Source organism: Burkholderia sp. SIMBA_051 (genome assembly GCF_046534915.1).
In the GTDB taxonomy this organism is placed as follows: Bacteria; Pseudomonadota; Gammaproteobacteria; order Burkholderiales; family Burkholderiaceae; genus Burkholderia; species Burkholderia ambifaria.
On record NZ_JAWRXS010000001.1, the window covers coordinates 848128 to 861717 of the forward strand.

Annotated in this window: 14 protein-coding genes; 4 read left to right on the forward strand and 10 right to left on the reverse strand. The window is 65.4% G+C overall.

Features of this window, described 5'->3' with window-relative positions; genetic code table 11:
- Positions 1-77: 77 nt before the first annotated feature.
- The 10 genes from SB771_RS03740 to SB771_RS03785 form a co-directional block, all read right to left on the reverse strand.
- Positions 78-1481, reverse strand: coding sequence for an amidase family protein (locus tag SB771_RS03740; protein WP_175662370.1), 1404 nt, complete (start codon positions 1479-1481; stop codon positions 78-80).
- Positions 1482-1587: 106 nt separating this feature from the next.
- Positions 1588-2379, reverse strand: coding sequence for an alpha/beta fold hydrolase (locus tag SB771_RS03745; RefSeq protein ID WP_175662371.1), 792 nt, complete (start codon positions 2377-2379; stop codon positions 1588-1590).
- Between the two features lie 82 nt (positions 2380-2461).
- Positions 2462-2803 (reverse strand): DUF4148 domain-containing protein, encoded by a 342-nt coding sequence (locus SB771_RS03750; RefSeq protein WP_012365340.1) that lies wholly within the window; start codon positions 2801-2803, stop codon positions 2462-2464.
- Positions 2804-3081: 278 nt separating this feature from the next.
- Positions 3082-3618: a cytochrome P460 family protein gene (locus SB771_RS03755; RefSeq protein ID WP_165752455.1), complete on the reverse strand. Its 537-nt coding sequence runs from the start codon at positions 3616-3618 to the stop codon at positions 3082-3084.
- Complete coding sequence (locus tag SB771_RS03760; RefSeq protein WP_175662372.1) at positions 3618-4658, reverse strand: alpha/beta fold hydrolase; 1041 nt, start codon at positions 4656-4658, stop codon at positions 3618-3620. Before SB771_RS03760 ends, SB771_RS03755 begins: the two co-directional genes overlap by 1 nt.
- 312 nt (positions 4659-4970) lie before the next feature.
- Positions 4971-6248 (reverse strand): epoxide hydrolase family protein, encoded by a 1278-nt coding sequence (locus SB771_RS03765; RefSeq protein ID WP_006749613.1) that lies wholly within the window; start codon positions 6246-6248, stop codon positions 4971-4973.
- A 173-nt stretch (positions 6249-6421) separates the two neighbouring features.
- Complete coding sequence (locus SB771_RS03770; protein ID WP_175662373.1) at positions 6422-7018, reverse strand: pyridoxamine 5'-phosphate oxidase family protein; 597 nt, start codon at positions 7016-7018, stop codon at positions 6422-6424.
- A gap of 109 nt (positions 7019-7127) precedes the next feature.
- Entirely contained in the window at positions 7128-7316 is a 189-nt protein-coding gene (locus SB771_RS03775) for a hypothetical protein (RefSeq protein ID WP_105831658.1), read from the reverse strand.
- A gap of 10 nt (positions 7317-7326) precedes the next feature.
- Positions 7327-8526, reverse strand: a complete 1200-nt coding sequence (locus SB771_RS03780; RefSeq protein WP_410721762.1) for a PLP-dependent aminotransferase family protein — start codon at positions 8524-8526, stop codon at positions 7327-7329.
- Positions 8527-8685: 159 nt separating this feature from the next.
- Positions 8686-9636, reverse strand: coding sequence for a hypothetical protein (locus tag SB771_RS03785; protein ID WP_011660185.1), 951 nt, complete (start codon positions 9634-9636; stop codon positions 8686-8688).
- A 366-nt stretch (positions 9637-10002) separates the two neighbouring features.
- On the opposite strand from SB771_RS03785, the gene SB771_RS03790 reads away from it, so the two are divergent.
- The 4 genes from SB771_RS03790 (at position 10003) to SB771_RS03805 (ending at position 13575) form a co-directional block, all read left to right on the forward strand.
- The gene (locus SB771_RS03790; RefSeq protein WP_126226517.1) at positions 10003-11349 is read left to right on the forward strand and encodes an MFS transporter; all 1347 of its coding nucleotides are present in this window, start codon (positions 10003-10005) and stop codon (positions 11347-11349) included.
- A gap of 39 nt (positions 11350-11388) precedes the next feature.
- Positions 11389-12360: a dipeptidase gene (locus tag SB771_RS03795; protein ID WP_175662375.1), complete on the forward strand. Its 972-nt coding sequence runs from the start codon at positions 11389-11391 to the stop codon at positions 12358-12360.
- Positions 12361-12395: 35 nt separating this feature from the next.
- Complete coding sequence (locus SB771_RS03800; protein WP_175662376.1) at positions 12396-12920, forward strand: DUF5943 domain-containing protein; 525 nt, start codon at positions 12396-12398, stop codon at positions 12918-12920.
- Between the two features lie 82 nt (positions 12921-13002).
- A complete protein-coding gene (locus SB771_RS03805) occupies positions 13003-13575 on the forward strand; it encodes a PAS and helix-turn-helix domain-containing protein (RefSeq protein ID WP_012365329.1) in 573 nt (190 codons plus the stop codon).
- Positions 13576-13590: the final 15 nt, after the last annotated feature.

The window sequence follows — 13590 nt, forward strand, 5'->3', positions numbered from 1 at the left end:
CGAACACAGGCATAACTTCCTGAATAACGATCCCGACGGACGCGATGCATCGCCGATGCACCGCGCCCGTCGCCGCCTCAAACGATCGGATCGACCACCGTCACCGCCGCGCCGCGCGCCTCGATGTCGCGCCCGGCGAGCAGGCACAAATCCTCGCGATGATGCGCGGCGACCACCTGCACACCAACCGGCACGTCATTGACGATCCCAGTCGTCACCGCCAGCCCGGGTAGCCCCATCGCCGGCAGCGCACGCAGCGTGAGCTGCGCCTCCCATACGCGCTCGAACCCTTCCGGTCCTTGCCTGTCGAGATCGTCGGGGAACGGCAACTCCGACGACACAGGCAGCAGCAGCACCGCGTATTCATCGAGAAACAGCCGCCATTGCCGCGTCAGCGTCGTACGCCGCACGAGTGCGCGGCTGATCACGTCGGCCGGCAGATCACGCACCTTGCCGCGCACAGCCGCGATCACCGCGGCCGCGCCCGGATCGCCGTCGCTCTCGACCGCGTTCGTCAACACGTCGAATCCGTCGCCAAGCCAGAGCTGCTCCTGCAGCAACGCGGCCTCGCGCATCGGCGGCGTATCGTCGATTTCATCGACGGTCCACCCTGCATCGACGAGCCGGCGCGCGGCATCGCGCAACGCAGCCTCGACTTCGGGCACGACCTGCAGGCCGCCCGGCCGCACGCACAGCGCCGCTCGCTTCGGCACCGCGCGGCCTTCGAACGGCACCGGCACGTACCACGGGTCGCGCGGGTCCGGCGCGGCGAACGCGCGCAACGCCAGCGCGAGATCGTCGATCGTGCGCGCGATTGGCCCCGTCGTCGACATCAACTGCGCGCCGATTGCACGCTCGGGCGACGACGCATTGAACGCCGGCACGCGTCCGAGCGACGGCCGGATCCCGTGCACGCCGCATGCATAGGCCGGGTAACGCACCGAGCCGCCGATGTCGGTGCCGATCGCGAGCGGGCCGATCCCGGCGGCCACCGCAGCCGCCGCGCCGCCGCTCGATCCGCCCGGCGTCAGCGACCGATTGCGCGGATTGTACGTATGGCCGTGCACGAGATTCGACGTGAACCAGCGCAGCGCGAACGTCGGCGAATTGGTGCGGCCGAGCAGCACCGCGCCGGCCTTTCTGAGGTTCGAGACCGACGGACTGTCGGCGCTCGCGATCAGGTTTTCCTGCAGGCGCGTACCGTTGGTCGTCGCGAATTCCGCGACGTCGACGTTGATCTTCACGGTCACGGGCACGCCGGCGAGCGGCCCCGGATCGTCGCCGCGCGCGATCGCGCGATCGACTTCGTCGGCTTGGCGCCGCACATCGTCCGGGCGATGCTCGACCACCGCGTTGATCGCCGGGTTCACCGCATCGAGACGGGCCAGCGTCGCATCCGCCACTTCCCGCGCGGACACTTCGCGTTGCCGCACCCGCTTCGCGATTTCAGTCGCCGACAGTTGCCAGAGTTGCTGCGTCATCAGAATATGCTCCGAGAAACTCCGCCATGCCCCCAACGGGGCTTCCTTCGAGGCGGATGGCCGGAAGGAGGCGCCGCGCGCCATTCGCATCGCGGCGCCGCATCGCTTACTGCGTATCGTGCTTCGCACGCTCCGCCGCCGCGATGATCGCGTCGGCCACGGCCTTCGGCTGGCTCAACATCGAGACGTGGCTGCCGTTCACACGCGTGACCGTCGCGCCGATTCGCTTCGCCATCGTCTCCTGCAGCTTCGGATCGATCATCCGGTCCTGCGTCGCGACGACGAACGTCGACGGCTTCTCATGCCACGCGGCCTGCGTGACCTTCTGCGAAATACAGCCACCGTACCACGGCCCTTGCGTCGCCGCGACGACGCGCTGCTGCGCGGGCGACAGGTCCGGCGCGAAATCCTGCGCGATCGCCTTGTCCGACAGCGTCGCGAAACCGCCCGTGTCCTTGCGCAGCTCACCGGCCCACGCCGGCGCCGGCAGCCCCTGCGTGACATCGGCGATCGACTGGCCGTTGTCCGGCGCGAACGCGGCGACATAGACGAGCGACTTCACCTTGTCGTCGTTGCCCGCATCGCTGATCACGACGCCGGCCCACGAATGGCCGACCAGCACGACAGGCCCCTTCTGCTCGTCGATCGCGCGCTTCGTCGCGGCGGCATCGTCGGCGAGCGAGCTGAGCGGATTCTGCACCGCTACGACATGCAGGCCGCGCGCCTCGAGCAGCGGAATCACGCGGTTCCAGCTCGACCCGTCGGCGAACGCGCCGTGCACCAGCACGACGTTCGTGCCCTTCAGGTCCTCCTTCGGCGCAGCCTGCGCCGCGACCGCACCGAACAAGCCGCCCAGCACCGCCGCGGACACCAGCACCCGTTTCGTCAAACCGACCATCGTCTTGCTCCTTCCTGTCGTGTTGTACATCTGAAATGTTTACGATGCGGCCGCGTCTGCGCATGGCAGGCGCGGCAGCTGATCACGAATGCGCGTACAGGCCGTTGGCGGCATCCGTGCGTGCGTCGCCGGCCGCGGCGTAGCGGGCGGCCGGCACCGACGCGGCGGCGACGTTGTCACCCTGCGACTTCGACGGACCGTTCTGGTCCGAGCGCGCGACTTGCTGTGCGGCAACGGCGTTCTCCGCGGCAGCGATATCGTCCGGGTAGTTGGCTTCGCCGCTGGCCGGGCTGTAGCCGGCCTTCTCGAGCCGGACGAGATCGGCGCGCACGTCGGCACGCGTGAGGCCGTGGCCGGTATCGGCGAACGACAATGCGGGGATCGAAGCGAGGACGGCAACGGCGAGGATTCGAGCGACTTTCATGAGTGTTCTCCTAGAAGGAAGTGGGTGTATCGAACATTCGGCATCCGATCCAGATGGCTGGCATCGAATGTTTCCTGCATGTCGACAGTAGAACCCGCCCACGTATCCGGCATGTTTCCGAAACCGGTGCTTCCTGCATGCCAGTTTTTCAGAAGGGGCCGCAGACACACTGCGATACAAACCCGCATGCCGATCCATCTCCCGTCATCCGCGCACGACAAAAAAAGGCGTGCCTCGCGCGGCACGCCTTTCCGTCAAGCCGATCCCGTCAAATCACGTCACGGCGCCAACCGCGTGAACACATAGTCGTGATTCTTCACGCGCGCCTGGTGACACGCAAAGCACGTCTGGTGCTGACCGATATCGGCCGGCACGCCGTTGATGAAGCGCCCGAAGCCCCAGCCGCCCGTCGACGCATAGCGACGCGAATCCTTCACCATCACCTGCACGGTGGTCGCCTGGCCCGGCACGGTCGCCGACGGGAACTCGTCCGACTGCTTGCGCTTGTACGCGAGCTTCACGAGGATCGTGCCGTCCGGAAACGGCAGCGTCGACTTTTCGAGCGCACGCATCGCGACAGGGTTGCCGAGCACCACGCGCAATTCGTCGAGCGGCGCCGCTTCCTCGGCCGGCGCGACCATTTCCCACTTCCGGTAGCCGGGCGGGATCGTCACACCGTAGATCGGCGACGCGGCCGGCTTCGGCTGCTCCGCGAACGCGGCCGGGCCGCTCGCCGACAACGCACCGGCCAGCAACACACCCGCGACGAGCGCACGGCTCGCGCCGTGACGCACCACTCCGATATGCGCCCGCATCACAGATGCTCCACTTGCAGGATCGCCTCGGCGAACGCCTGCGGCGCTTCCTGCGGCAAGTTGTGACCGATGCCGCCGGTGATCGTGCGGTGCTGGTACTTGCCGGTGAACTTCTTCGCATACGCGGCCGGGGCCGGATGCGGCGCGCCGTTCGCGTCACCTTCCATCGTGATCGTCGGCACGGTGATGACCGGGCCGGCCGCGAGCCGACGCTCGATGTCGTCGTATTTCGCTTCGCCCTTCGCGAGACCGAGGCGCCAGCGATAGTTGTGGATCACGACCGCCACGTGATCGGGGTTCTGGAACGCCGCGGCGCTGCGCGCGAAGGTTTCGTCGGAGAACTGCCACTTCGGCGATGCGAGCCGCCAGATCAGCTTGTTGAACGCATCGAGGTTCTCTGCATAGCCGAGCGCGCCGCGCTCGGTCGAGAAGTAGAACTGATACCACCACTGGAGTTCGGCCTGCGGCGGAAGCGGCTTGGTGTTCGCCTGCTGGCTGCCGATCAGGTAGCCGCTCACCGACACCAGCGCCTTCACGCGCTGCGGCCACAGCGCCGCGATGACGTCGGCCGTGCGTGCACCCCAGTCGTAGCCGCCGAATATCGCACGGTCGATCTTCAGCGCATCCATCAGCGCGACGATGTCGACGGCCGTCACCGCCTGCTGGCCGTTGCGCAGCGTGTCGGCCGAGCGGAACGTCGTCGATCCGTAGCCGCGCAGGTACGGCACGATCACGCGATAGCCGGCCGCCGTGAGTAGCGGCGCGACGTCCGCGTAGCTGTAGATGTCGTACGGCCAGCCGTGCAGCAGGAACACGACGGGGCCGTTCTTCGGTCCGAGATCCGCATACCCGACGTTCAGCACGCCCGCGTCGATCTGGTGGATGGTGCCGAGCGACGCCGCGCCGGCCGCGCGGTTCGTCGGTACATCGGGCGCCGACTGCGCATGCGCCAGCGAGCCGAAGCCGATATCGGCGAGGCTCAGGCTTGCGATTGTCGTACCCAGGATCAGGCGGCGGCGGCTATTCACGGTATCAGGCATGACTGGTTCTCCATTGTCGATCGCTAAGGAAGGGGCCCGCGGCAAGTGCGGGCGCTCCGGTATCGCCGTTCACGCCGGCCGCGCATCGCTTCGCGCCGCCGTGTGAATCGCTTCACCGGATTTATATCCGAACCATTCGGACGCTTTGTATCCCAACGTATCTGTGTTCGGATACGACACAGAGCGATTCAAAAAACGCCCGCGACGCGGTGCGTTTCGGGGCCTGCGCAACACAGGCGCGCCCCTGCACCGATGCGGCAACGGACGCAGGCCGGCATCGCAACCGGCCCGCGCGCGCCCGTCGAGCCGTGCTTACGCGCGACGCAACGGCCGGAACCCGGCACGCACTTCGCGTGCGAACAGTTCCGGCTCTTCCCATGCCGCGAAATGGCCGCCCTTGTCGACTTCGTTGAAGTAGATCAGGTTGTGATAGCTGCGCTCGGCCCAGCTGCGCGGCGCCTGATAGATCTCGCCGGGGAACACCGTGATCGCGGCCGGCAGCGAGATGTCCACCGCGTTGAAGTTGTTCGAGTGATCCTCCCAGTAGATCTGCGCGGAGGACGTCGCCGTGTTGGTCAGCCAGTACAACGAAATGTCGTCGAGTATCTCGTCACGCGGAATCGAACGTTCGGGTACGCCGCCGCTGTACGTCCACTGCGAAATCTTGTCGTACATCCATGCGGCCTGCCCCGACGGCGAATCGGCGAGCGCGTAGCCGACCGTCTGCGGACGCGTGACCATCATCGCCGAGTAGCCGCAGTTGTCGCGATAGAACGTCGCGAGCTTCTCGTACGCGGCCTTCTCCTTCGGCGACAGCGACGCCGGCGCCGGCGCGTCGACCTGGAGCAGCGTCGCGATGTCGGGCGGCACCGTCGCCGGCATGTTCACGTGAATCCCGGCCAAGCCCTGCACGCGTTGCATCGCCATCCGGTGCGAGATCACCGAGCCGCAGTCGCCGCCCTGCGACACGAAGCGCGTATAGCCGAGGCGCGCCATCAGCTCGCCCCATGCGCGCGCGATGTGGTCCGAGCCCCAGCCCGTCTTCGTCGGGCGGCCGGAGAAACCGAAGCCCGGCAGCGACGGCACGACGACGTGGAATGCATCGTCGGCGCTCGCACCGTGCGCGGTCGGATCGGTCAGCGGGCCGATCGCCTTCACCAGCTCGAAGACCGAACCGGGCCAGCCGTGCGTCATGATCATCGGCATCGCATTCGCGTGCCGCGACCGGACGTGGATGAAATGAATGTCGAGCCCGTCGATTTCCGTGATGAACATCGGGAAGCCGTTCAGGCGCGCCTCGCCCTTGCGCCAGTCGTAGTCGGTGCCCCAGTAGCGCAGCAGCGCCTGCATGCGCGCGAGCCGCACGCCCTGCGATTCGTCCGCGACGGTTTCGCGGCCCGGCCAGCGTGTCGCGGTGATGCGGCGGCGCAGGTCGACCAGTGCATCATCGGGGATATGGGCGGTGAACGGGCGTATGCCGGTGTCGCCGGTTGCCGCATGCAGCGCGGTGGGCAGCATCGCGGATACACCCGCGGCCACGGACGTGGCCAGCAGGTGCCGACGCATCGGGGAAAACGGTGTGGAAGACATCGCTCGGCATCTCCTTTCGTGAGGTTGAAAGTGAACATGCCGCGCGCCCGGGCGCGCCTTCGCTTTCATTCGGGCACGCGGCAGTCACGCGGCGGTCACCCATTTGAAAGGTCTGATGTATCCGGGATGTGTCTGATTTGTACGCGTTTGTAGCGGGCGGGCGAACGTCGACGTCAGGGTGCGATCCACCGGCCTTCGTAGCCGTCGTCGTTCACGTCGAAGATCGCGCGACGATGGCCGGCGCGAGCGAGTTCGAGCCAGTCGATGCGCGTTACCGTGACGTGGACGAGGCAGAAGTTCCGATAGCCGTCGTCGCTGGGGGCGTCGCCCGGGCTGGGCGTGACGTGCGCTTTTTCAGGCGACTCGATCGGCGTGCCCGGCCGCAACGGTGCGCGATACAGCAGCAACGTATGCGGACGGCTCGATTGCCAGATCGCGCGCCGTTGCGCTTCGTCGTCGCAGATCGACGCTACGCCTTCCGCGCGAATCTGCACGAGCGCGTCGAGATCGTTCGCGACGACGGCGATGCGAGGGTCCCGGCGCAGCTCCGCCACCTTTTCCGACCGCGCATCCGTATGGAACGCCAGCAGACGATCGGCGCGGCTCACTTGCCGCAACACGATCGTGCGCACCTTCGGCGCGCCGTCGAGGCCGAGCGTCGCGGCCTGCACCATCGTGAACGGCGAGCGCTGCGTGCCGACGCCGGACTCGAGGCACGACCAGAGACGGTCGTAGGTGTGCGTGAGCGATTCGGAAGCGGGATCGGACATGATGGCGCGGCGATCTTGCGGGATTCGGTCGCGCTAGCTTAACCGTTTCTTCGGTGGCGAAGCGCGCGACGCGCCCACGATGTCCGTTGCAAACCCGACGCCGCGCGGTTCAGTTATAGCCGAGGACGACCGGTGCGGCGTCGCTCGTGTCGGTCGAATCCGCGCCGAAGCGGCCGAGCACGTCCGCGACGTATTGCGGCCCCGCGCCGATCTGCGACGACTTGTGCTCGACGGGACGGATATCGGCCATGCCCGGCGCTTCATCCAGCCATGCGGTGTCGTTGATGACGATGTTCATGGGTGTCTCCTCACGCGGCCAGCGCCGCACCATACGCGCGCACCAGGCGCGCCACGCCTTCCCGGATCGCGTCAACGTCGGGCGCGGCGAACGACAGCCGCAGCGATGCGGCGTCGACGTTGTCCGCGAAGAACGCCTTGCCCGGCACGAAGACGACCTTGTTCGCGATCGCCTGTTGCAGCAGCACGTCCGACGACACCGCGCCGATCCGCGCCCACACGAACATCCCGCCTTCGGGGCGATGGAACGTGATCGCATCGCCGAAACCGTCGCGCAGCGCATCGCACATCGCGTCGCATTTGCGCCGGTAAGCCGCCGTGATGCGCGGCAGATGGCGTTCGAGCGCGCCGTCGGCGAGATACTCGGCGGCGGTGGCTTGCGTCCACGGCGTGCTGCACAGGTCGACCGTCTGCTTCGCGATCACGCAGCGTCGCGCGATCTCGGCCGGCGCGATCGTCCAGCCCACGCGCAGCCCCGGCGCGACGGTTTTCGACAGGCTCGCGAAATGCACGATCCAGTCGCGCGCGCCTTCCACTTCGCTCGCGAGCGCGAGCATCGACGGCACCGGTTCGCCCGCGAAACGCAGGTCGCCGTACGGATCGTCCTCGACGATCAGGAAACGGTATTGCACCGCGAGACGCAGCAGCTTCAGCCGGCGTTCGCGCGTGAGCGTCGCGCCGGTCGGGTTCGCGAAGGTCGGGACGGTGTAGAGCAGTTTCGGCTGCGCGATCGCGCCGGACGCGAGTTGCGACGCGAGGCGGTCGACGTCGAGGCCCTCACCGTCGACCGGGATCGTGACGATGCGCGCTTGCTGCAGGCGCATCGCCGACAGCGTCGCCGGATAAGCCGGCTGCTCGGTCAGCACGACGTCGCCCGGCGCGACCATCACGCGCAGCAGCAGGTCGAGGCCCTGCTGCGAGCCGGTCGTGACGAGCAGTTCGGCCGGCGTGCACGCGACGTTGCGGCGCGCCATCAACGCAATCAGTTGCTGCTTCAGTTCGGCAAGGCCGTCGGTCGGGCCGTATTGCAGGCAGCGCACCGGCTGGGCGTATGCGCGTTCGGCGGCCGTGTTCAGGCCGTCGACGTCGAACAGGTCACTGGCCGGATAGCCGCCCGCGAACGAAATCATCCCCGGCTCGGAGAGGTACTTGAACAGCTCGCGGATCGGCGAACCGGCAGGATTCTGGAATGAGGGCGTAAACGCGTACATGTCGTCGTGAGCTGGATCGCACGGACGGCCGGGATAGCCGACAGGTGCCGCCCGCCCAAGGCGCTTCTGGCGCACGGGCGGGAATTCGAGCCACGATTGTCGATAGTCATTAACGCCGCCGCAAACGATATCTATGCACTAGGTCTTGCGGTTTGGTCATTAATTGGCGGCGGGTTTGCGCCGAAAGGTGAATATCGTACCGCTGCAGCAGTCGCCATCCCTCAGGTAGACATCGAAGGTCTTGTCCACGACGGCATAGCTGACCGTTACGATGTTCAGGTTCTCTTCCGGTAAATAGCTACCTGACATCGGCTCCCTGAGATCGATCGCGTCGCTGGCGAGCAGGTAGAGATGTTCGTCATGCACTGTAGTGGTGGGCGACATCGTCTTCAGCTCCGCCTCGATCACAGTGCTATGGGATTGGCCGATCTCGTACCGCATGCCCGCGTCACGGTAAGGAATCGACAGCAGTACCTTGCCATCGACATTCAAGCGCGTGGCGAGCGACGCGTCTACCGTGATCGTCATGCTGTTGAGTCGGCGCAAGTCCTCGCGAGTCAGCGCCACATCGGAGAACTCGCGACGCCCCATGCTGATGGACGAAACCTGTGCTTTCCACCGGCCCTTTTCTCGCCACGTATCGGACATGCCGTTGGCGCCCGCTGCTCCCGAGATGCCGTCCAGCACATAAGTGCCGATCGCCTGCGTGAGAATTTCTCGTTTCGAGCCAACGATAATTTCCGAGGTCTGATGTGCGTCGACGGGCAAGCGCCGCGCGCGATCAGCCGACGCCCAAGTGCCGTCGAGCGAGTCGTTGGCTACCTTGCCGGTAAACGTGCCGGTGCGCTGCCCAGCGCTTCCAGTCTCGTCCATCGTGAATCTGCCTGAGGGGTCAATCTTGCCGCTCAGGTAGATAGCGTCGCGCTTGCCGGCATAGCGATAGCTTCCCGTCAGCACTCCGTCGACATTTTTCAGATCCATCACGAACGCATAGCGGTCGCCGATACGGCCAGAAAAGGTCTTGTGGAAGTACGCAGGGTCGGCCAGCGCCGTGGTGGCAATCATCAACGACAGAAGCAACGATGCGAACCGCAGGACGGGACGGAACATAGCGAGTGGCGAGGATTAGAAGTGGCTCAATTGTGACACCCTCGCGCAGATCAGTAGCGGCCGGTAGCCTCGATGTCATCTGTCGTTCCAAAGCATCAAAAATCGGCAAATCCGGTTTTTTTGTAGCCCATGGGCGACTCACGCCTCGCGCAATCGTTAAACCGCCGAACCCATACACACCGTTGCCCAGGCACTGCGATTGTCGATCACGGTCCTGAGCCCGCCACATACCGCGCCCCGCATGGCGCACGCCCCCACCCCGCCCCCGATTACCTAGGTAATTGACACGTATAGACCTAGGTAATTGTCCTCCCTACCATGGGTTTCGACGCGACCCAAAGCGCCCCACACGAAGAGGACACGACCATGACCACCCAGGACGTCGACACCAGAACGTTACGACGCGTGATCGCTGCAGCGTCGATCGGCAATTTCGTCGAATGGTTCGATTTCGCCGCATACGGCTTTCTCGCCACCATCCTGACCCGCGAATTCTTCCCGAGCGGCGACCCGACGATCGGACTCCTGAAGACATTCGCCGTCTTCGCGGTGGCGTTCGCATTCCGCCCGCTCGGCGGGCTCATCTTCGGCGTCATCGGCGACCGGATCGGCCGCAAGCGCACGCTCGCGCTGACGATCCTGATGATGGCCGGCTCGACGACGTTGATCGGCCTGCTGCCGACCTACGCGAGCATCGGCTACTGGGCGCCGTTGCTGCTCACGATCATCCGCTGCGTGCAGGGCTTTTCCGCCGGCGGCGAATACGCCGGCGCATGCGCCTATGTGATGGAACATGCGCCGCGCCGCCGCCGCGCGTTCTTCGGCAGCTTCGTGCCGGTATCGACGTTCTCGTCGTTCGCTTGCGCGGCGGTGGTCGCCTATCTGCTCGAGTCGTCGCTGTCGTCGCAGGCGATGATCGAGTGGGGCTGGCGCGTGCCGTTCCTGATCGCGGCACCGGTCGGCCTCATCGGCGTCTACCTGCGTGTCAACCTGAATGAAACGCCCGCGTTCCAGGCGCTCGAAGGCAAGCACGACATCGCGCATGCCCCGCTGATGGAAACGCTGCATTCGCAGTCGCGGAACATCCTGAAGCTCGGCGCGTTCGTGTCGGTGACGGCGCTGTCCTTCTACACGTTCACGACGTATTTCGCGACTTACCTGCAAGTGGCCGGGCACCTGTCGCGCGGCACGTCGCTCCTCGTCACGGTGCTGGCTCTCCTCTTCGCCGCGGCATTGTGCCCGGTCGCCGGCCTCTTCTCCGACCTCGTCGGCCGCCGCGCGACGATCGCCACGACCGGCATCTTCATCATCGTGTCGGTGTATCCGGCCTTCTCGCTGGGCGGCTCGGGCGTGTTGTCGCACTCGCTGCTCGGCGTCGCGCTGCTCGCGATCGGCGCGGTGTTCTCGGGCGTGGTGACGGCGCCGCTGATGTCGGAAGTGTTCGCGACGAAAACCCGCTATACGGCGTCCGCGATCACCTACAACCTCGCGTACACGATCTTTGGCGGCACCGCCCCGCTCGTCGCTACGTGGCTGATCTCCGCGACCGGCACCAATCTGTCGCCTGCGTACTACCTGATCGCCGTGTCGATCTTCGCGATGATCGGCGGTCTGTCGCTGCCGGAAACGTCGAAGACGGCACTCGAGGAAGCCGGCCCGGCAACGGGGAGAGCCGCCCAGTCCGCCAAGCGCGGCGTCGAACGTGCCGTTTGAGCGGCCGTCCCGCACAACATCAACGCACGGAGCGACACGATGACCAGCCTTCATGAATCCAGCATCATCATCGACGGCCTGAACATTTCCAGGTTCGAGCGCTCGGTGTTCGAAGACATGCGCAAGGGCGGCGTCACGGCCGTCAACTGCACGGTCTCCGTGTGGGACGATTTCCAGAAGACGATCGACAACATCGCGGAAATGAAGCAGCACATCCGCGAATACAGTGAAATCCTCACGCTGGTGCGCACGACGGACGACATCCTGCGCGCGAAGAAAGAGAACAAGACGGGCATCATCTTCGGCTTCCAGAACTCGTATGCGTTCGAGGACAACATCGGCTACATCGAAGTGTTCAAGGAACTCGGCGTGAACGTTGTGCAGCTCTGCTACAACACGCAGAACCTCGTCGGCACGGGCTCCTACGAACCTGACGGCGGATTGTCCGGCTATGGCCGCGAAGTGATTCAGGAGATGAACCGGGTCGGCATCATGGTGGATCTTTCGCATGTCGGCGCGAAGACGTCGTCCGACGCGATCGCCTGTTCGACGAAGCCGGTCACCTACTCGCACTGCTGTCCGTCCGGCCTGAAAGAGCATCCGCGCAACAAGACGGACGATCAACTGCGCGAGATCGCGGAGGCCAACGGCTTCGTCGGCGTCACGATGTTCATGCCGTTCCTGCGGCGCGGCGCCGACGCGACCATCGACGATTATCTCGAGGCGATCGAATACGTGATCGACGTGATCGGCGAAGACAAGGTCGGTATCGGCACGGACTTCACGCAGGGCTACAGCACCGAGTTCTTCGACTGGATCACGCACGACAAGGGCCGCTATCGTCGTCTGACGGACTTCGGCAAGGTCGTCAATCCGCAAGGTATCCGAACGATCGGCGAATTCCCGAACCTCACGGCCGCGATGCAGCGTGCCGGCTGGAGCGAATCCCGCATCAAGAAGGTGATGGGCGAAAACTGGCTGCGGGTATTCGGCGAAGTCTGGAACGGTTGAATCGCCCGATACCCACGCACTCCCACGCACCCGCCATGCACCCGCAATTGCCCATCGACGTCGATCCGGATACCGGTGTCTGGACGACCGACGCGCTGCCGATGCTGTACGTGCCGCGCCACTTCTTCACGAACAATCATGTCGCTGTCGAAGAGGCGCTCGGTCGCGAAGCCTATGCGTCGATTCTCTATACGGCCGGCTACAAGTCGGCCTATCACTGGTGCGACAAGGAAGCAAAGCAACACGGCATCGGCGGCATGGCCGTGTTCGAGCATTATCTGAAGCGGCTGTCGCAGCGCGGCTGGGGCTTGTTCACGCTCGTCGAAGCCGATCCGGCAACGTCGCATGCGCGCATCCATCTGCACCATTCGTCGTTCGTGCTGGCCCAGCCCGACAAGCACGGCAAGCTGTGCTACATGTTCGCGGGCTGGTTCGCCGGCGCGATGGACTGGGTCAACGACACCGCGTCCCACCCGGCTGCCAAGGGCCCGCGCGCGCACTCGGCCGAAGTCCAGTGCGCGGGCGAAGGACACGATTGCTGCATCTTTCAAGTCGGGTGAGTGTTCGGCAAGCGCTACAATCCGGCAGGAGCGAACCTGCCCGATAGCCTTGGTCCGAACGCGGTTCGGGCCCGTCGACACGATGCCGAACATGACCGACACGACGCCCCGTCTCGATTACGAAGATCTCTTCCGACATCTGCCCGTCGCGGCGATCGTGGCCAGAGAGCGCATCATGGTCGAGTGCAACGAGAAGGCACTGCAACTGTTCAGGGCGACCCGCGACGACATCATCGACCAGTCGTTCGCGAAGCTGTACCCGCAGCAGAAGGACTTCGCGACGACCGGCCGCCGCCTCGCGCCGCTGCTCGCGAAACATGCCGGGTTCAGCGACGATCGCATCATGCGCCGTGTCGACGGCAGCCATTTCTGGGTCACCGTGTGCGGCTTCGGATACAACTCGAAGCGGCCCTTCGAGCTGGCCGTGTGGACCTTCACCGATCTGTCGGAGAGCGCAAAGCATCCCGACGTCACGAGCACGTTGACCGATCGCGAGCGCGACGTCGCGGCATTCCTGGTTCACGGCCTGACGAGCAAGGAGATCGGCAAGGAGCTGAACATCAGCCCGCGCACGGTCGACATCCATCGCGCGAGCTTGCTGCGGAAGTACGAGGTGCGCACGACGCATGATCTGATCGCGTGCTTGCTGGCGTAAGGTGCGTGCGGGTTA